General features: G+C 45.3%; 15 protein-coding genes. 9 read left to right on the forward strand and 6 right to left on the reverse strand.

Annotation, left to right across the window (positions count from 1 at the left end; translation table 11 throughout):
• Window positions 1-427: 427 nt before the first annotated feature.
• Window positions 428-3,064: a metallophosphoesterase gene (locus tag ACFQ0C_RS00650; protein WP_379362961.1), complete on the forward strand. Its 2,637-nt coding sequence runs from the start codon at window positions 428-430 to the stop codon at window positions 3,062-3,064.
• Between the two features lie 100 nt (window positions 3,065-3,164).
• Here ACFQ0C_RS00650 and ACFQ0C_RS00655 read toward each other — a convergent pair whose 3' ends face one another.
• Entirely contained in the window at window positions 3,165-4,226 is a 1,062-nt protein-coding gene (locus ACFQ0C_RS00655) for a phosphatidylinositol-specific phospholipase C/glycerophosphodiester phosphodiesterase family protein (RefSeq protein WP_379362963.1), read from the reverse strand.
• A 188-nt stretch (window positions 4,227-4,414) separates the two neighbouring features.
• Between ACFQ0C_RS00655 and ACFQ0C_RS00660 the strand changes: the two genes are divergently transcribed.
• From ACFQ0C_RS00660 to ACFQ0C_RS00685, 6 genes are all read left to right on the forward strand, one after another.
• Window positions 4,415-5,512, forward strand: coding sequence for a metallophosphoesterase family protein (locus tag ACFQ0C_RS00660; protein ID WP_379362965.1), 1,098 nt, complete (start codon window positions 4,415-4,417; stop codon window positions 5,510-5,512).
• A gap of 71 nt (window positions 5,513-5,583) precedes the next feature.
• The gene (locus ACFQ0C_RS00665; protein ID WP_379362967.1) at window positions 5,584-6,144 is read left to right on the forward strand and encodes a hypothetical protein; all 561 of its coding nucleotides are present in this window, start codon (window positions 5,584-5,586) and stop codon (window positions 6,142-6,144) included.
• A 77-nt stretch (window positions 6,145-6,221) separates the two neighbouring features.
• Window positions 6,222-6,641, forward strand: a complete 420-nt coding sequence (locus ACFQ0C_RS00670) for a hypothetical protein (RefSeq protein WP_379362969.1) — start codon at window positions 6,222-6,224, stop codon at window positions 6,639-6,641.
• A gap of 33 nt (window positions 6,642-6,674) precedes the next feature.
• Window positions 6,675-8,123: a hypothetical protein gene (locus ACFQ0C_RS00675; protein WP_379362971.1), complete on the forward strand. Its 1,449-nt coding sequence runs from the start codon at window positions 6,675-6,677 to the stop codon at window positions 8,121-8,123.
• Between the two features lie 48 nt (window positions 8,124-8,171).
• Entirely contained in the window at window positions 8,172-8,609 is a 438-nt protein-coding gene (locus ACFQ0C_RS00680) for a hypothetical protein (protein WP_379362973.1), read from the forward strand.
• Window positions 8,610-8,738: 129 nt separating this feature from the next.
• Window positions 8,739-9,119 (forward strand): PilZ domain-containing protein, encoded by a 381-nt coding sequence (locus ACFQ0C_RS00685; protein ID WP_379362975.1) that lies wholly within the window; start codon window positions 8,739-8,741, stop codon window positions 9,117-9,119.
• A gap of 11 nt (window positions 9,120-9,130) precedes the next feature.
• Here ACFQ0C_RS00685 and ACFQ0C_RS00690 read toward each other — a convergent pair whose 3' ends face one another.
• Window positions 9,131-10,024, reverse strand: coding sequence for a LysR family transcriptional regulator (locus tag ACFQ0C_RS00690; protein WP_379362977.1), 894 nt, complete (start codon window positions 10,022-10,024; stop codon window positions 9,131-9,133).
• Window positions 10,025-10,221: 197 nt separating this feature from the next.
• Here ACFQ0C_RS00690 and dapA point away from each other — a divergent pair, with 197 nt between their 5' ends.
• Window positions 10,222-11,100: a 4-hydroxy-tetrahydrodipicolinate synthase gene (gene dapA, locus ACFQ0C_RS00695; protein ID WP_379362979.1), complete on the forward strand. Its 879-nt coding sequence runs from the start codon at window positions 10,222-10,224 to the stop codon at window positions 11,098-11,100.
• Window positions 11,101-11,431: 331 nt separating this feature from the next.
• Here the strand turns inward: dapA and ACFQ0C_RS00700 are convergent, their stop codons facing one another.
• The 3 genes from ACFQ0C_RS00700 to ACFQ0C_RS00710 all read right to left on the reverse strand — a co-directional run bounded on the left by ACFQ0C_RS00700 (window position 11,432) and on the right by ACFQ0C_RS00710 (window position 15,510).
• Window positions 11,432-12,367 carry an EcsC family protein gene (locus ACFQ0C_RS00700; protein WP_379362981.1) on the reverse strand — a complete coding sequence of 312 codons (936 nt, stop codon included), beginning with the start codon at window positions 12,365-12,367 and terminating at the stop codon, window positions 11,432-11,434.
• Between the two features lie 599 nt (window positions 12,368-12,966).
• Window positions 12,967-14,094 (reverse strand): AbrB family transcriptional regulator, encoded by a 1,128-nt coding sequence (locus ACFQ0C_RS00705; protein WP_379362983.1) that lies wholly within the window; start codon window positions 14,092-14,094, stop codon window positions 12,967-12,969.
• A gap of 129 nt (window positions 14,095-14,223) precedes the next feature.
• On the reverse strand, window positions 14,224-15,510 hold the full coding sequence (locus ACFQ0C_RS00710; protein ID WP_379362985.1) for a Gfo/Idh/MocA family oxidoreductase: 1,287 nt from the start codon (window positions 15,508-15,510) through the stop codon (window positions 14,224-14,226).
• Between the two features lie 137 nt (window positions 15,511-15,647).
• On the opposite strand from ACFQ0C_RS00710, the gene ACFQ0C_RS00715 reads away from it, so the two are divergent.
• Window positions 15,648-16,517 carry an AraC family transcriptional regulator gene (locus tag ACFQ0C_RS00715; RefSeq protein WP_379362987.1) on the forward strand — a complete coding sequence of 290 codons (870 nt, stop codon included), beginning with the start codon at window positions 15,648-15,650 and terminating at the stop codon, window positions 16,515-16,517.
• A 97-nt stretch (window positions 16,518-16,614) separates the two neighbouring features.
• Here the strand turns inward: ACFQ0C_RS00715 and ACFQ0C_RS00720 are convergent, their stop codons facing one another.
• Window positions 16,615-17,730, reverse strand: a complete 1,116-nt coding sequence (locus tag ACFQ0C_RS00720; protein WP_379362989.1) for an aminopeptidase — start codon at window positions 17,728-17,730, stop codon at window positions 16,615-16,617.

The raw sequence follows: 17,730 nt of genomic DNA on the forward strand, positions 1-17,730 counted from the left end.
AAACAAAGCCAATAATATCATGCTTATATTTGACTTAATATAGGTGTATCCAACTCTACTTTCCTTGCTAAATCGACTGCCATAATATAGGAATTTTCTGATTTAAGAGGATAGCAATCGGGGTAATGAAGTTAAATAAGGGCTTAACTACAATGTAAAAAGGCTCAACTCAAAATCAGTTGAATGACCTCCTCGGACCATAAGCATGAAAAAAACCTGCAAACATGCAGTTGTTTCTAACGAAATTGCTCTTAAGAGAAAAAAAGTGTAAAAGTACAGCAATTTTCACGGAAAATTGGTCCGGTTCAGTTAAGAATAGAAAAAAGATGTATCTTTGCATGAATTTAAGCATACTGCCATTTAAACGGTCAAAAGGATGTACAAATGCAGGTTTTTAGGGTAAGCAACGATAGGGGGCGCACATAGTATGAACAGCCGATCATCTATGAGTAGAAAGCAAAAAACTGTAATAATCATCGCTGTCCTGATCGCCTTAGCGGGACTGGTCTCGATGATCCTATGGTCTCTTATGGTTCAAACTAAATGGCATCAAGCTGCGAGCACTGAGGATTCATTTGTATTATCACTGGATAATGGTGATTTTGTTAGAGGCATTAAGGTAATCGGGGTCACTAGTGCAACTATGGATAAGAATCTGAAGCTGCTAATTGACGGGACGAAAATGCCAACTAAACCCGTTATGGAGCAAAATGCACTACTTACACTTGAAATCAATGATATGGAAGCAGGAAACGGATACTTGAACAGCGTGTGGGTTAACGATAAATTAGTCCATACCTTCGAGAATAATGCCACTACTTTTACTAAGGTCACTATCCCTGTCCCAGCTCATTTACTGAAGTCCGGCAACAACAAAGTAACGTTTCGATCAGGCAGCTTAACTTCACGGCAGGATGAAGCCGGAGAGCATGATGATTGGCGGTTTCGCGCCTTGAAATTCGAGCTGGGAGATGGAACGGTACTGGACGATCCCAATTATAAAACCGCCACCACCTACACAGTCGGGGACGCTCAGGCTGGGGAGCCAACTAATTTATCGCTTTACAAAGATTTCAACTATACGATCAAAGACGAGAAATTCCGTACTTTTTTTTATTTATGGGATACTCAAGAGATATCAGATGGCAGCCACCAAATACAACTGCTAGCCGACGGCCCCTCCGGTAAAAAAGCAAAAGCAGTGACGGTTCAAGTTGATAACACTTCTCCGACTCTGGAGATTATTACCCCAATAGAGGGCAGAACTTATAAAAATAAAGTCAATGTTAATGTGAAATCTACCGATGAAGGCTCTGGAAGCGGTCCCTTAGTAATTAAACTGGATGGGAAGCTGATTGAACTGCCTGCCGAGATCGACACTACCAAGCTTGCAGTCGGAGAACATAAGCTGGATGTCGCCGCCTCTGATAAAGCAGGCAATGAACGGGACAAAACGGTAACCTTTCGTGTATTGGATGAAAAACCAAATCCGCCTGTATTGGCCGCTCCGGCAGATTTGAGTACAATTCCATCCAAGCAAACAGCACTTAGTGTGCGTGTAAGTGATGCTACGGACGATCCTATGAAGGTGTCATTCTATAAAGCCAAACGCTATGACCTGGCTCAGTCAGGCGGCATCCATGAATCCTATGCCCATGCCGTCGATAGAGAACCTCCGTTAACCTTAATCCCTTCTGGTGAAACGGTTTTGACTCCGCAAGACCGAGAGCTCGTTGCTACTCGTGATGGCAAGTATTTATTAAATAACGATAAGGAGAATTTCCCTTACCACCGATTTTCGTTCAATGTCGGCAGCAGCTTGCCTAAGGATGCAGAAGCGGTATGGACGGGACATTCCCTCCCCGATCGCCTGGTAACGATGTACCTGTGGAATTATGAAAAAGCTGCATGGGATGATCTCGATTCCAATATAGGTACGGAGGATTTTACTCTGCATGGCAAGATTATCCCAGCTCATGTCAGAAACGAACGCGTAGAGGTACTAGTTCAAGATAGGATTCCTTCGACCGGTGACTATGATTTTGCATTTGTATGGATGACCGATACGCAGTACTATTCGGAATCGTATCCGAAGATTTATGATTTAATGACCCAATGGGTCGTTGATAATTGGAAGGAAAAGAAATTCAAATACCTCCTTCATACCGGCGATATTGTGAACAACTGGAACAGCAAAGCGGAATGGGAACGAGCCTCTGCGAGCATGAAAACGCTGGATGATGCGCATATACCGTACGGAGTTGTCGCAGGGAATCACGATGTTTATTATGACGTTGGCAACTACGATGAGTTTTGGAAGTATTTTGGGAGAGAGCGTTTTGTTAATCAACCGACCTTTGGAGGTGACTTGAACAATAATCGGGATCATTATGATTTAGTATCCGTTAACGGTCATGACTTTGTTATTGTATACCTCGGATGGCTGATCGATCAAAAAACATTTGATTGGGCAAACGGTGTATTACATAAATATTCTGACCGCAACGCGATCATTGCGACTCATGAATATTTAAAGCCAAGCAAAGCATATTACGGTCAAGGCAAAGGAGTTTGGGAGAAGCTTGTCGTTCCTAATTCCAATGTATTTATGGTATTAGGCGGCCACAATCCGGGTGCAGCTTATAATATTAAGAAGCTTGGCGACCGTACAGTTCTTGAAATGCTTAGCGATTACCAGAATGGACCCGAAGGCGGCCAAGGATTTATGAGGTTTCTACAGTTTGATTTAACAAATAACAAGCTGCTGGTCAATACGTACTCGCCTTATATAAAGAAGTGGAATTTTTTTAAACCGGATGAAGATGATTTCGTCCTGCCGCTTAATCTCAAACCTATCGAAAAACAGGTCGCCACCGATTACATTGGTATATACGCCTGCACTAATGACCTAATAGGTCAAGTGGAGAACGTCCCTAGCGGCAGCTCAGCTACAGTAACTTACAACGGCTTGCAGCCCGATCAACAATATGATTGGTATGCAGTCTCCCAAGATGAATTCGGAGGGCAAAGCAAATCCGAGGTATGGTCATTTCATACAAAGTAAAAGTGATCAACTGCAAGACACTAAAAGCGGAGGACTCGTCCTCCGCTTCTCAATCCTTTTTTATATGAAGATTTAAAAAACTTATAAAGTTTGACGTGTATTACAAGATAGCGGAAATGAGCTCGGTCCATAATGATTTTAGCGTTTCCCAAGCGCTTTTCTGAGGAGCCTGAGCAATCGTTTGTCCGTTAGCAAGGGGCTCGGTTATTACAGCAGCAGTTACAGCTGGTTGCAATATACTTGCATTCAGCTTGGAATCTTGAGATTTAACATCTGCGTTCGCATCGGCCAGTGCTGCTGAATGCAAAGGAGTCGGGTTGATTCCCAGATCAGCATAGGTGAGAAAATCTGTATAAACACCATGGACTCCCAAATCCATAAGCTGTTTCACCTCTGATGTATCATTAATCGAATGCGCATAAGTAACAACTCCAGCTTTAGTTAGAGCCGCAATAAAACTATCGGTAACCCGTTCTGTCGGCATGGCTACCACTCGGATCTCATTATTTTTTACGTAATTAACAACTTCATCAGGTTCCATAGCGCTTAAATAGATCGAAAAAATGACATTTTTAAAAGGTACAATTTCTTTAACCGTCTCCATCATTTCCGGTGAATATATTTCCGGTATAACTCTATCGAGAATTGCGGGATCAACTTTGTTAGCCGTATCCCGGATTAAAGTAAACTGCTGCTTAACCAGCTTCGGGTCCGTTTCCTTCGTATCCGTGATAAAATAAACATCAGGATGTTTATTTAATATTCTGACTACATCATTGAACGAGAGCGGCGTATATTTTTCTAAAATTTTATAGCTTTTAAATTCTTTCAAGGTTAGAGGCTCATCCAGCTTATTTTCGGGAATATCCTGTTCGAATTTTTGCGCCAAATAGCCCATCCAATCATGACGCGCAGCTAATTTGCCATCTTCGGTTAAGGATAAATCAATCTCGAACACACGCTGTCCTTTATCATAGTTTTGAGTAAATGCTTGTAAACTGTTGGTGTAATCAATACCGTCAATTCCACCTAATGCGTGGGCAATTAAAGGATATCGGGTCCATTCCGGGGGATCGGCTGCATAAGCGGTTGTCATTTTCCCCGGAAGCCATAAAGTTGCCGAGAGCAGAATGGATAAACAGGCTATCAGTATGTTTCTCATCATCATCCTCACCTTTGTTTTTGGATTTGTTTTCTCTCTATGGATTGGTTTCATAATTGAATTACCCATAAAGTAGAAGAAACTACCACAAAAATTGGTGAAAGTTATGACTTAGAACAAACAAGCCGTAAATTGGACTTTGAGAATCGAATGTCATATAATAGGCACAATTTTAGGAGGTGATTATATTGGGTAATATAGTAAACATCCTATTAAATCGTCATAGTAGTCTTCCTGTGCTAGTTCTTGCTATAACTCTATTGGCAGGCTGCATGTCCAATACTCCGTTGCCGCAACCAGCTCCTCCATCAGGTGAAGCTCCCGCTTCAGGCACTGGAACCACTAATCCGGGAACCCCCGGAGCTTCTGCTCCCGGAACCCATACAGCACCTGGCAGCGCACAGCCACCGGCAAATTCATCGGGACAGGCTGCGGATAAACCTTATCGATTTGTAGTTATGGGTGACAGCCGGGGATCGTCCACCGGAACTAACGAAACCACGCTTCGCGCATTGATGGAAAAGGTAAAAAAGCTGTCTCCATTACCCGGATTTATTTTATTTACCGGTGATCAGGTGGTCGGCGGTTCGGATGTAGGAAAACAACTGGAGGATTGGAAAAATATTGTCGATGACTATTTCCCAATTACATCCCTGTATCCGGCACTAGGCAATCATGAGCATGATGAAGCTATTTTTACGCAATCATTCCCTGCACTTCCTAAGGAGCAGCTCACTGGCTATGGCAAGACCGTATATGCTTTTGATTACGGCAATTCACGGTTCATCACACTTAATTCCGACCGCACCAACGCGAAAAAGAAATATATTATCGATAAGGATCAGCTTGAGTGGTTAGAAAAGCAGCTCAAAACAAGCGATAAAAAACATAACTTCGTTCAGTTTCATGTACCCGCCTATCCCATCGGCGCCCATCTTGGGAATTCATTAGACGGTGACCCGGCTTCCCGGGACGCTTTATGGTCTATCCTGGACAAGTATAAGGTTAGCGCTGTATTTGTAGGCCATGAGCATAATTACAACCGGCGAAAAGTGGACAGCAGCTTTGATGGAAGCGGCTATCAGTTTACAAACACCATTTATCAATTAACGGTTGGCGGTGCTGGAGCTCCCTTATATTCGGGTAATAAAGAAAATAAACAAGTCGTTGTAGGGCCAAAGGCTAGCTACCATTACATGGTCGTGGACGTAGATGGCGGCAAATCAACCTTTAGAGCGTATGATCTTCAGCAAAATGAAATCGACTCGTTTATCGTTGAGCGATAATTCTAGCGAAAGCTGAGCTAATGCTTACGAAGCAAGTTTTAGAGAGAAAACTTTCAGGAGGCTAACTGCAAATGAAAAAAGGAGCTCCTTACCGTGATATGGCCATTGCCCAGGGGATGATCGCTATCCTCTTTTTCCTGCTCATCCCATTGGCAAATGCAATCGGCCCGGGAAGCCAACGTTTATCCGGTGTCCTGCATGGTCTTGGAGCATCGCTAACCTTATTGGTCGCAACCTACACTTGGCATGCTTACTATACCTACGCCAGAGGGAACAAGGCTGCTGGAGCTAAGCTGGAGTGGCGGCTGCTTACGACCAACCTGCTAACCTTGGCAACCATAATCGCTGGAAATTGGCTGTATATCGGATACCAGGCTCCTGAAGGAGCCTCGGAATGGTTTAAGCTACACGCTCCTATGGGCCATTGGGTTGTTATGGAATACAAAGAATTTGTCAGCCTCATGACCTTTCCTCTGGGAGTGGCTGCCAGTGTACTGATTCGGAGATTTTCAGAAGGCAGGAAGATGGATGAGATTCGATGGGTGGTCGGTATCTTACTGACCTTCATGTGGTTTTGCATGTTTATCGGATTTACGTTCGGTCTTGTGTTGGCAAAATGGAAGCTGGCGTAAGGAGGTATAGTTTCGAAGGAGCTTAACTCTGTAAGCCGAATCTTCATGTATTAAGAACTGATGTAAGGAGGTCCATTATGGAAACGGAACATGAACAAGCAGAGTTACAGCAAATCAAGGAAACCCCTCAGAGAACGGAGACATCCAAGCAGCCCCGGTCTGGTGAAGTGGTTGCCGCTATGGCTGCAGTAGTTCTTGGCATGGCTGCGCTTACCGCAGCTCATTGGTGGAGTGCTGCCGACGCTCCTCACGCCAATCCAAAATTGCTCCAATGGGGCTCCTGGCTTCCGAGTGGGCATCGAATCGGCCCCTTTGCAGGTAAACAAGCCGCAGCACTTGTTGTGTGGCTCACCAGTTGGCTTATACTGCTTCCACTATTGATGCGATTTGATTTCAAGCTTCGCAAGTGGACTTATGCTTTTGCCACCATTATGCTGATTCTGCTTATACTCCTGTGGCCCCCTGTGTATCATGCATTGTTCGGCTGGCCTGCTTAATCAGCACTATTACTTAGAGAAGGAGGCGATGGAGTGAAAAGTAAAGGCAGAGGAAGCATAGCAGCCTTACCAATAACCATGCTATTCGTGTTAATGCTTGCATGCTTGACGGTTACACTTTTGATGTCCAAACCTCCTCTTACAGGAGTTATGGAGCAGAGTTCGAATATGAACCGTTCTCCAGCATGGACCATTGGATACTTGATCGGACAGCAGACTGTTAAAGAGCCGAGCCGTTTACAGCATCAGCTGGAGGCTCGTAAAGATATTATGTTTTGGACGGGAGAGGCAAGTCTGGCAAGCGACACGTCAAACATCCAGGCCGCTAGAAAGCCTGCTCCGCGGTCATTTTTCCCAATATGGAATGAGGGAACCGCTGCTTTTAGAGACCAGTATGGGGATTTGTTCCCTCATATCCCTGAGGAACAGCTAAAGGGATATGGCAGAACCGCTTACTTCGTCGACTATGGCGAAGCTCGGTTCTGGTTTCTTAACGCCGCGAAGCTGGAGGAGGAGCCATCGGCACAGCTCGATTGGCTGAAGCGAACCGCGGAGGAGAATCCCCAGCTGCACCGGATCGTACTCCTCCAGAAGGAGCCGGTGCAGCCCGCGGTGTGGGATCGGCTCGCCGAGAGCGGCGCCGATCTCATGCTGATCGGCGCGCGGGTCTACGCGCCGGAAGCCACGGTAACCGCGCAGCCGCAGGCCGGTTACCGCAGCTCCGCCCACCCCGGGTGGGCGGAGTGGACCGTGAGCAGCCCTTCGGGCGGGCTGCTCATCGTCCAAGGGCAGGGCAGCCGCCTCGAGGCGGCGCTGCCCTTGGACCCAGCCGGTCGCGCAGCGGACCGGCTCGAGCTTGATGCAGCCGCGCTGCGCCAGCCGGCTGCTGTGCAGGAGCGGGCGCCGATCAGCATCGGCGCCATGTGGCGGTACCATGCAGGTGGACCGGAGGTCCACGCCGAAGTACCGCCAGGGCTTGACCTGACCGGGGAAACCCCCACCCGGTCAATGGAGCGGCCGCCGCGTCAGGACTGGCGCAGCCCTGAGTACAACGACGCTGGCTGGCGTTGGTCAGCCGCGCCATTCGGCCGCTCCTCCGACAGCGGCCGTAAGAACAACATTCGTACCCCTCTCTCTGCTGAACTTCAATCGCCAGCGTACTACTTTCGAAAAAGCTTCATTCTGGATGAAGCTGAGGCTTCTGCCGCGATTAAAGAGTGGATAATGCATATTTCATATGAAGACGGTTATATTGCCTATCTGAATGGAGTTGAAATTGCCCGAGATTCGATCCGTGAAGGGCTTGTCGACTACCGAACACTAGCTGTTCCCCATACTGGCGGATTATATGAAACCGTCTCCCTTGGCAACCACCGGAATCTGCTGGTGCAAGGCATCAATACTTTAGCCGTAGAGGTTCACACCAGTCATCCGGACTCTCCGGAAATGTGGTTTGACCTAAGCTTGTCTTACAAAAAATAAAGCCGCATTTCGACCATCCCGGTATGATAAGGAGAGGAGCAAAGTCCCATGAATAAGAAGGTGAATTTTAATCCGATAGCTCTGTTTCAAAGTTCACGGCAGTTTATAAGTACAAGCTTTATATCCAAACGATGGCTGCCGCTTAGCTTATGCATCCTGCTTCCTCTCCTTTCCTTCTGTGTCGGATGCTCTAGCCAAACTAGTAATATACAAGAGCCTGAGCTTCTTGTGGCGCTTTCATTTGCTCCCCGGCATTTAATGATCGATAACCAAAATGATTTTGTCTGGACTAAAGTTACCATTAAACTTAATGACAACTATATCTATCAAACCAATATGTTATCGCGCGGCCCTTCCAGCATTCCTCTATCTTCTTTCCATAATGAGCTAGGTGAGGCGTTTAATCCGGAAAAGACTCAACCCCATCATTTAATTCTGGAGGTACTTGAGGGCTTTAATGGGAACCCAGGTCAGTTCATTTGGTAATGGTAAAATTTTGCTTAAATTACTATAAAGTTTCAATCAAGCGCATTGTCCTGGTTTATGAATGAGACTATACTATTGACATCAATCAAAACCAGAGCGTCTTCATGCATTTTTATAGGAGGATTTATTATGACAGTAGAAAGTAAAAGAAAAGAGCCATTCAGGTACATGCTAACGACTCCAACAGAATGCACATTTGAAATTATTCAGATTAATGGCTATCCCATCTCGGCCAAACCAGCTGAGGCTGCAATTATCGATCTAAGCAAGTCCGGCTGTAAGCTCTATACGAAATTAGACTTAAATGCTGAGAATAATCGGATTAAGCTGCTCGTCAATTTAGCCATTGATGGTCAAGCCATGAAATACCGTGGAACCATTCGCTGGCAAAAGCAAACCGAACACTCCTTCCATTACGGAATTCAGTTGGAGTTAATCGATTCTGAAATAGACCAGATGCTTGCTGACATCAAAGCTTTGGCAACTCATAATAAAATAGAAGTCGTTTAACGATCTACCATCTATTCCTTCGATGTATTCAAAGACTCGCCTGTCAGCATCTTTATAAAAGCAAGCAGCGCTTGAGACATCCATTTCTTGGGATGTATAATAAGCTGGAGCTCGAACCGAAGAGCCTCATGAGCAAAGGGGACTATCGCAATACTTCCCCGATTCACTTCTTCTTGTGCCGCAATCAGCGGCATGAGTGCAATCCCCAGACCATTAGCAACGCATTGCTTGATCGCCTCCAAGCTACCTAACTCGAAGCCGATTCGAAATTGAATCCCATGATCCTTCAACAGCTTTTCAAAAATCCCCCTATAAATACAACTCTCTTCAGAAACGATTAATTCAATATCATCCAGATCTTGAATCCTCACATGAGCTTGTTTCATCAGAGGGTGAGCAGGAGGTGCTATCAAGACCAAGGGCTCCTCACGTATTGAAATGCAATGAAGGGTCGGATCCGCAGGATAACGATCGAGCAGCAGCCCCACATCAAATTCTCCGTCCTTTACTTTAGTCACCAAGACGGATTCGCTTTCTGGAAGCAGTTGGACGGTCAATCCCGCAATCTGTTGTTTCAACTGCTGCAAATAGCGCGGCAAATAATAGGCAGCTAACGAATCGATGGTACCGATAATGATCGAACCTCCGATTTGATTTGCAATTTGTTCCTTTGACTGATCATACAAATCGAGCATTTGCACAGCCAGCTTTAGAAGCTCTTCTCCAGGCGGGGTCAGCCGAAGCTGTCGGCCATACCGCTCTATTAAAGACACACCATACTCCTTCTCCAGCTTCTGAATTTGCATGGTAATACTGGACTGCGCATACCCGAGCTCTTCAGCCGCCCTCGTAAAGCTATGTCGCCTTGCAACCTCACGAAATGTACGCAGATAGGTCAAATCCATAGCTACTTGCACCTTCCCTTCATACGGTTGTTTACGACTGCTGCAATTCAGAAACATGCAGATGGTTCATTTAGCTGCAAGCCGCCCTTAATCATCATCAAAAATAATGATCATGCTCATCATTTATTATAGATAACTGTAATGATTGAATCCATGCTAAAGTATCCATACACACTTAATGAATGGAGTTGGATGCAATGTTACAATCACAAGAGCTTCGTGGAATTTATGTTCCTATCATAACACCTTTTAATGCTAATGGAGAGCTTGACCTGGAGTCCTTTGGATCGCTCGCCCAACATTTAATTACCGAAGGTATTCATGGCTTGGTTGTCAATGGAACCACTGGCGAATCGCCTACTGTTGAATCGAACGAAGTACCTCTTCTAATAGCAGCCGCACGTATGGCAATTGACTCCACTCGACAAATTCCAATTGTAGTTGGTACAGGAACGAACAGCACAGCTTCTACCCTGCAAAAAACCGAACAAGCTGGGTTCCATGGAGCTGATGCTGCGCTAGTTGTTGTTCCCTATTATAGCCGGCCCTCGCAGCAAGGAATTATTGAACATTTTCGCAGTCTGGCAGCTGCAGGCCTTCCGGTTATTATGTATGATGTTCCTCACCGTACTGGGGTTGTATTGGAGGTCAATACTGTACGGACTATAATGGAAATGGATCATATTATAGGACTTAAGGACAGCACTGGCAGTATTAAATTGGTTTCGGAATTATTCCGGGTTGGATCAAAACCAGTTCTGTGCGGGGATGATGAGCATTTCTATGCGTCACTCTGCTGCGGGGCTCAAGGGGGTATGCTTGCTTCAGCCCATATAGGTACTGATCGATTTGTTCAATTGTATCAGCTTTTTATGGCAGGACAGACGCGCGAAGCCAAGCTGCTGTTTGACGAACTGCTTCCGTTAATCCGACTCCTGTTCACTGAGCCCAATCCGGCACCACTTAAATGGTTGCTTGCCCAACGGCTGCTAATAATGTCCGATAGCTTGCGGCTTCCATTGACTCGCATAAGCACTCAGCTTCAGCAGCAGCTAGCTTCATTACAGGAAATATAAGTCGCGTATTCTAAAACAGCTGCTTCTCTTCCAATTTGCCACAAGTCGCATACATTAAACAATTGCTTCTTCCAAACAAGTTCGCGTATTTTAAACAGCTGCTTCTTCTAATTGCCACAAGTCGCGTATTCTAAAACAGCTGCTTCTCTTCCAATTTGCCACAAGTCGCATACATTAAACAATTGCTTCTTCCAAACAAGTTCGCGTATTTTAAACAGCTGCTTCTTCTAATTGCCACAAGTCGCGTATTCTAAAACAGCTGCTTCTTCCAATTGCCACAAGTCGCGGATATTAAACAGCTGCTTCTTCCAATTGCCGCAAGTCGCGGATATTAAACAACTTTTTCTTCCAATTGCCGCAGCCGCTCCATAATCCTTCGCTTGCGGTAAAGCATTTTTCCAGTCTCCGCCACCTGCTGAAGCGACTCTCGGTTGGAGTAAGCGCCGAATAGAGTTCCAGCTATGGGCACGAGCTGAAATAATTTCTTCATGCCGAAGCTGTCCCGGTAAGCGGAGACAACCTCGCGCCAGCCTTGAAGTTGGCTCATAACCTGGACAGAGATATCTTCGCTATCATATTCGGCTAGTTCTTCAAGAATTGCTTTTTTGCCTACAATGTCGGAAGAAGAGAACTGCAGGCATTTTATAATAAAGGTACGCTCTCTTGCGTCCTTTGGATTGAAGCCGTAGCAAATAGCTAATTCCTGCAATACCTTCAGTGATAGCCCCAACATGGCGGGTATGTCCGCTACTATAGTGAACAGCCCGCCAAATCCGGTCGCCGCTCCTTGAACAGTTGCCATATTTGTTCGGCTTTCCCCTAGCTGGTCCGCTACTCGATCCATCACGCCAAGAGGAAACTCCTTGAGTTCCTTGATCTCTTCGGGTCCGTTGATCTTCTCGAGTCCCTTGACCTCTTCGTATCCTTTGATCTGTTCGGGTCCTTTGATCTCTTCGTATCCTTTAACCTTTTCAAGTCCTTTGGATTCTTGTATCTCTTCGGTCCAACGTTCCGCTTGGCGATATTCCCTTTGAAGCTTGTCCTGAATTGTCTTTTCAGACACAAGGTAATCTCCACCGGTTTGGATAAATCGACCTATTTCATTCAAAGCTAGCTCTATTTTGTCCTGAATTAATTTTGGTGTCCATTTATCCAACAAGACGAAGGGGAGCCGTCCGAGTTTCTCCCAGAACCACAAATCTTTTTGTTCTTTTTCCCATCGAATAATAGTTTGAAGCTCCCGCAACAGCTGTTCTTTATTTTCCATTTATCCTTAATCCTCTCCTTTCCCCTTCCAATACGTAAGATTGGCGAAAAAAGGTTCAATTATTAATCAATCAGCGATCCTCTCCTTTTAGATCAACTCTAACTGGAAAAACTCCCGCTAATATAGCCCACATTACCTAAATATCAAATTTAACGGAGAAAACTCCCGTTAATATCACCCTTTTGGGCAATTCCCCCACATACGTATTAAAATAGATGGATAATTTCCAGCTAAACTCCTTTTGAGGCAGAAAAGCGGAATATTAGCTCCAGAAATTCCAGTTAATATGTCAAACAGTGGATAGGAGCTTGCATTGGTTTTTGACTTTGGTTTTGACTTTGGTTTTGACTTTGGTTTTGACTTTGGTTTTGACTTTGGTTTTTCTCATTGCTCTCGACTTAGGTCGCTGTTTTCGCTTTGCTCTCAGCTTTGACTTGGACTTTACTTCCGACTTTTGTCTCGCCTTTAACCCTCGCTTTCCTCCTCGCCTTCCTCTTATCCTTCGTCCCACATTAATTTTACTTTAGAACCGTTTCAAGCAACTCCCACACCGGCAACTTGACAACGTTCAGGCTAACCGACTTACATCTCTTAGTTGTTCAAACCTTCCCGCTAGAATGAACATCAACATTTTTGCGGAAATATCGGAACCCCCATCGAAGAGCATATGGAACAATAAACAAAATAAATAAAATGCGGAACATTTGATAAGCAACGACTAACGAAACGTCAGCTCCGACAAGAGCAGCAGTAACCCCCATTTCCGTCATCCCGCCTGGGGACATGCCTAGAAATGCTGTCAACAACGACATAGGAAGGACCAGACTGAATGCATAGGATAGTCCTATGGAGAATCCGATTACAGCAACATTACCTAATACGGTATACGGCAGCAGTCGCCTCCATTTGCTAAGGCTGCTCAGTTTAATTCCCAGTCCCATGTATATGCCTAAGCTCCACTGAGCCAACAGTACAAATAAAGAAGGTAGATGCGGCGGCTCCAAGCCTGCGACTGTAAAAGTAGCAGCAGCCAAAATAGGCCCCAGGAAATAGGCTGTGGGGAAACGCAGCTTCACCGCTACCCAACAGGCAGCGGCCACGCCCATAAAAATCAGGAATGAGAATATGGGCCGGGAGTGCAATGCCATGCCCCAGCTCAGCAGGGAACCTATAAGTGTGTTCTCATTGCCTCCATTCGCAATGCTCCCTACCCCTGCACCTCCAACACCAAGCCCATCAGCAAGTCCATGGACAGCGACAAAGGGGATCACAAATACTACCATAAGCAAGCGTATGGTTTGCATAAAAGCTACGACCGCTTTATCTGCCCCTTCGATTTCTTCGCTCAGCACTATCATCTGAGATAATCCTCCCGGTATACTGCCGATGGCACTGCTAGCCGGACTCACTCCCGTTTGGCGGGCCGTAATAAAGGCTATACCCAAGCTGAATGCTATCGTTAACAGCGTAGCTATAAACATGGATGGCAGCTGGGAGGAGATTTGCTTGGCACTGTTCAATGTAAAGGAGAGCCCCAGGCTGTAGCCAAGCAGCAGTAAGCCCCCATTGCGCAGCCTAATCGGCCAAACCAAACTTCGTCGTGTACAAACAGTCCATACCAGAACCGCCGCCAAGGGTCCAAGCATCCAGCTCAGCGGCACATGCAAAAGGGTAAAGAGCATCCCACCCGCAAAGGTGATGAGGACCGTTTCCAATATCCGTTTCATGTTGTATTCCTCTTTTCTTAGAACCTGCAATACGTTCATCGTATACTTTCTGTTATTATATCAAAACAAGGCCGTACAGCACATGAAAGTGTTGTACGGCCTCCTCTATGAACTTATTTAAGCTTTTCTCTAAAATTTCACGAGATCCGCAACCTGCACAGCTTGACCTGTACGAAGTGAACGGTTTCCTGCAATACCTGTAAGTATGGACATTGCACCATCTACATGAGACGCTGCGCGATTGAATCGATCTGGAGCTGGCTCACCGAATAAATCATTGAGCAATACCGGATCTCCGCCGCCATGGCCTCCCTTGCCTTCTTCTACCGTTACTTCGTATGGCTTATCAAACAAAGGATGCACAAGAATTTTCTTCCCTGTTACCGCACCTTCCAGACCTTGTTCGCCACCGGAGTTGACATAGGATTGCTCAACTACGTTCATCTCAATGCGGCCTTTAGTTCCGTTAAAACAAACACGGAAGCCTTCCCAAGGTGCATAAGCATACAGATTGTAAGTTAGAAACGCATTGCTGCGGTATTTAACCATAACGCCCATCGTATCTTCAATATTGATGCCATCGCCGAATACGCTTTGGTCGCGATAATAACCGTCTTCTTTTTCTGCATCCAAATACATAGCTTTCAGATTACCGTTATCCTCCAAGTGCAGAGCAAATGGATCGTTCTTAGCATATTCGCTGCCATGAGCACGGGAATAAAACTTCGTTTCTCCACGTTTCTCGGCATTCTCGCGGCCATAGAACATCAAGTCGCCAAGAGCATACACAGTAGCAGGCTGAGTGCCTAACCAGAAGTTCACCAGATCGAAATGGTGAGTCGATTTATGAACCAGCAGACCGCCGCTGTTGCGTTTGTCGCGATGCCAACGACGGAAGTAATCCGCGCCATGCTTCGTATTTAACAGCCATTCAAAATGAACGGAGTTCACATCTCCGATAACTCCATCAGCGATAAGCTCGCGGATTTTCGTGTTATGCGGTGAATAACGGTAGTTAAATGTTACGCGCAGCTGGCGGCCTGTTCTTTTTACAGCATCCAATATTTCCTGGCATTTCACTTCGTCTACAGTCATCGGTTTTTCCGTAATGACATCGCAGCCAAGCTCCATTGCACGAATAATATAAGTATGGTGAGTACGGTCAACGGTTGTGACAATTACGAAATCCGGCTTCGACTCTTCAATCATGCGGTCGAATTCTTCGGATTTGTAGGTAGGAAGAGGTCCAACACCATGTTCTCCCACTTTTTTATTGGCAAAATCCATACGAGTCTGGTTTACATCGCAAAACGCGACGAGTTCAGAAGTTTCTTTAAAATCCTTGGCAATGGCGGAGTAAAAAAAACTGGCACGGCCACCTGTACCAACGAGTGCATATCTTTTACGAGCTGACATCTATTCTTCCTCCCTTGTCTATGTTATTGTGATTATAGCGCAATAATTATAATAAAACAGCACTATAATTGCTTAAAAAATCTTTTTTTCAACATTTCTTGCAGTCAATATCTGCATAATCATTGGAGGAACATTTCATGAAAGACAGCCATTCATCCAAGATGAAACTTGCATTTTCCTCAGATCATGGACTTTTCCATCTGGATCATTCCATTCGTACAGGTCCTTATAATATGACTCAGAATCATTCGCATGACTCCTATGAAATTTATTATATGCGTGCGGGAGAACGGTTTTATTTCATTAAAGACCGCTCCTATCATGTAAAAAGGGGGGATCTGGTGCTTATTCAGCCTAATGTTCTGCATAAAACAACCGAATCTTATTCCCCTAATCATGAACGGGTATTGATCAATTTCAAGACTGCGTTCGTTACGCGGATAAACAATGAAATTGCCCCGGATTTACTGCAAATATTCGAGGAAGGTCCAGTGCTCCATCCCGATGCCCGTGAATTAATTATTATAGAGTCGATCATGGACAAAATGCTGCGGGAGCAAAAGCAGGGCGAGCCGGATGCAGAGGGATATATAAAACTGCTGCTTGGAGAACTGATGCTCCTGATTAACCGGCATATTCGCCAGACTGACCGCAAAAGCAAAACCTCCGAGCATCCAACCACTTTGCACCGAAAAGTGTCCGATATGGTTGTCTTCATCAATGAGAACTACCGGGAGCCGCTGTCGTTAAAATCACTTGCAGAGCATTTTCATATCAGTCCCTTTTATTTGTGCCGCATCTATAAGGAGGTTACGGGCTTTACCGTTGTTGAATATGTCAATCAGGTGCGTGTGCAGGAAGCCCAGGTGCTTCTGAAAACAACTCGCAGCTCAGTAACCGACATTACGGAAAAGGTCGGCTTTGAGAGCAGCACGCACTTCGGGCGTATTTTCAAAACCTTATGCGGAATGTCTCCTCTACAATATCGAAAATTGAATAAAACGTAATACCCAGATCTATTATCCTATACTATTACTTAACCAAAAAGGGCCTCGAGCCAGCAATTTCATGCTGCTCCAGGCCCCTTTTTCACTTCAATCCAACTTACACTAATTGCTCCGGATTTAATTGCTCCAGCTCAGGAATTACAAACCTTCCATCCTTACGGATCAGAACGTCATCGAAGTAAATTTCGCCGCCACCGAATTCTGGCCGTTGAATAAGAACCATATCCCAATGCACAGAGGAACGGTTGCTGTTATCCGCATCCTCATACGCATTACCAGGAGTAAAGTGGATGCTGCCATCGATTTTTTCATCAAACAAAATATCCTTCATCGGCTGCTTGATGTACGGATTTACACCAATAGCAAATTCGCCAATGTAGCGAGAGCCCTCATCTGTATCCAATATCTCATTGATTTTCTTCGTATTATTGCTTGTTGCTTCGATGATTTTACCATTCTCAAATTTCAGCATCACATTTTCAAACGAGGTTCCCGTATATATGGTTGGTGTATTGTAGGTAATCACTCCATTTACGGAATTTTTAACTGGTGCCGTGAACACCTCTCCATCAGGAATATTATGTGCACCTGCACATGGAATAGACGGAATGCCTTTGATCGAGAAAGTCAGATCTGTTCCTGGGGAAACCAGGCGAACTTTGTCCGTCCGGTCCATTAAGGAGACAAGCGACTCCATGGCTTTGGCCATTTTGCTATAATCAAGGTTGCATACTTGGAAATAAAAGTCCTCAAATGCTTCGGTGCTCGTATTGGCTAATTGAGCCATCGAAGGGTTTGGATAACGCATAACACACCATTTGGTGTGATTGACACGCTGATCGACGACCGGACGCTGATATTCCTTCACGTAGAGCTTCATTTGTTCCTCTGGCACATCGGAGGTTTCGGTAATGTTGTCTCCGCTGCGTACTGCTATGTATGCCTGCATTTGCTTCATACGTTGAAGCTCCAGCCCCATAAGAGTCTGGTACTGCTCCTTAGTTCCGTTAAGCATCAAGCTGCGCGTTACAGCAGGGTTGCGCAGTTCAACAAATGGATGTCCACCTGCCGCATACACCTCTTCAATCAAGCATTTAGTCAGCTCCTGATCGGGCAGTCCAATCATCTCAAGCAGTATATTTTCACCAGGCTGCAAATTTACGGAATAACGAATCAAATTATTAGCCATAATCTTGAGTCGCGGATCTCTCAT

Origin of the sequence: Paenibacillus sp. GCM10027630, assembly GCF_042676305.1 — a bacterium.
Classification (GTDB): Bacteria; Bacillota; Bacilli; order Paenibacillales; family NBRC-103111; genus Paenibacillus_S.

Excerpts from the sequence above, each read along its gene's own strand:
- ACFQ0C_RS00650 (WP_379362961.1), top strand. The coding sequence starts at position 428 with ATGAACAGCCGATCATCTATGAGTAGAAAGCAAAAAACTGTAATAATC.
- ACFQ0C_RS00655 (WP_379362963.1), bottom strand. The coding sequence starts at position 4,226 with ATGAGAAACATACTGATAGCCTGTTTATCCATTCTGCTCTCGGCAACT.
- ACFQ0C_RS00665 (WP_379362967.1), top strand. The coding sequence starts at position 5,584 with ATGAAAAAAGGAGCTCCTTACCGTGATATGGCCATTGCCCAGGGGATG.
- ACFQ0C_RS00670 (WP_379362969.1), top strand. The coding sequence starts at position 6,222 with ATGGAAACGGAACATGAACAAGCAGAGTTACAGCAAATCAAGGAAACC.
- ACFQ0C_RS00680 (WP_379362973.1), top strand. The coding sequence starts at position 8,172 with ATGAATAAGAAGGTGAATTTTAATCCGATAGCTCTGTTTCAAAGTTCA.
- ACFQ0C_RS00685 (WP_379362975.1), top strand. The coding sequence starts at position 8,739 with ATGACAGTAGAAAGTAAAAGAAAAGAGCCATTCAGGTACATGCTAACG.
- ACFQ0C_RS00690 (WP_379362977.1), bottom strand. The coding sequence starts at position 10,024 with ATGGATTTGACCTATCTGCGTACATTTCGTGAGGTTGCAAGGCGACAT.
- dapA (WP_379362979.1), top strand. The coding sequence starts at position 10,222 with ATGTTACAATCACAAGAGCTTCGTGGAATTTATGTTCCTATCATAACA.
- ACFQ0C_RS00700 (WP_379362981.1), bottom strand. The coding sequence starts at position 12,367 with ATGGAAAATAAAGAACAGCTGTTGCGGGAGCTTCAAACTATTATTCGA.
- ACFQ0C_RS00705 (WP_379362983.1), bottom strand. The coding sequence starts at position 14,094 with ATGAAACGGATATTGGAAACGGTCCTCATCACCTTTGCGGGTGGGATG.
- ACFQ0C_RS00710 (WP_379362985.1), bottom strand. The coding sequence starts at position 15,510 with ATGTCAGCTCGTAAAAGATATGCACTCGTTGGTACAGGTGGCCGTGCC.
- ACFQ0C_RS00715 (WP_379362987.1), top strand. The coding sequence starts at position 15,648 with ATGAAAGACAGCCATTCATCCAAGATGAAACTTGCATTTTCCTCAGAT.
- ACFQ0C_RS00720 (WP_379362989.1), bottom strand. The coding sequence starts at position 17,730 with ATGAGAGATCCGCGACTCAAGATTATGGCTAATAATTTGATTCGTTAT.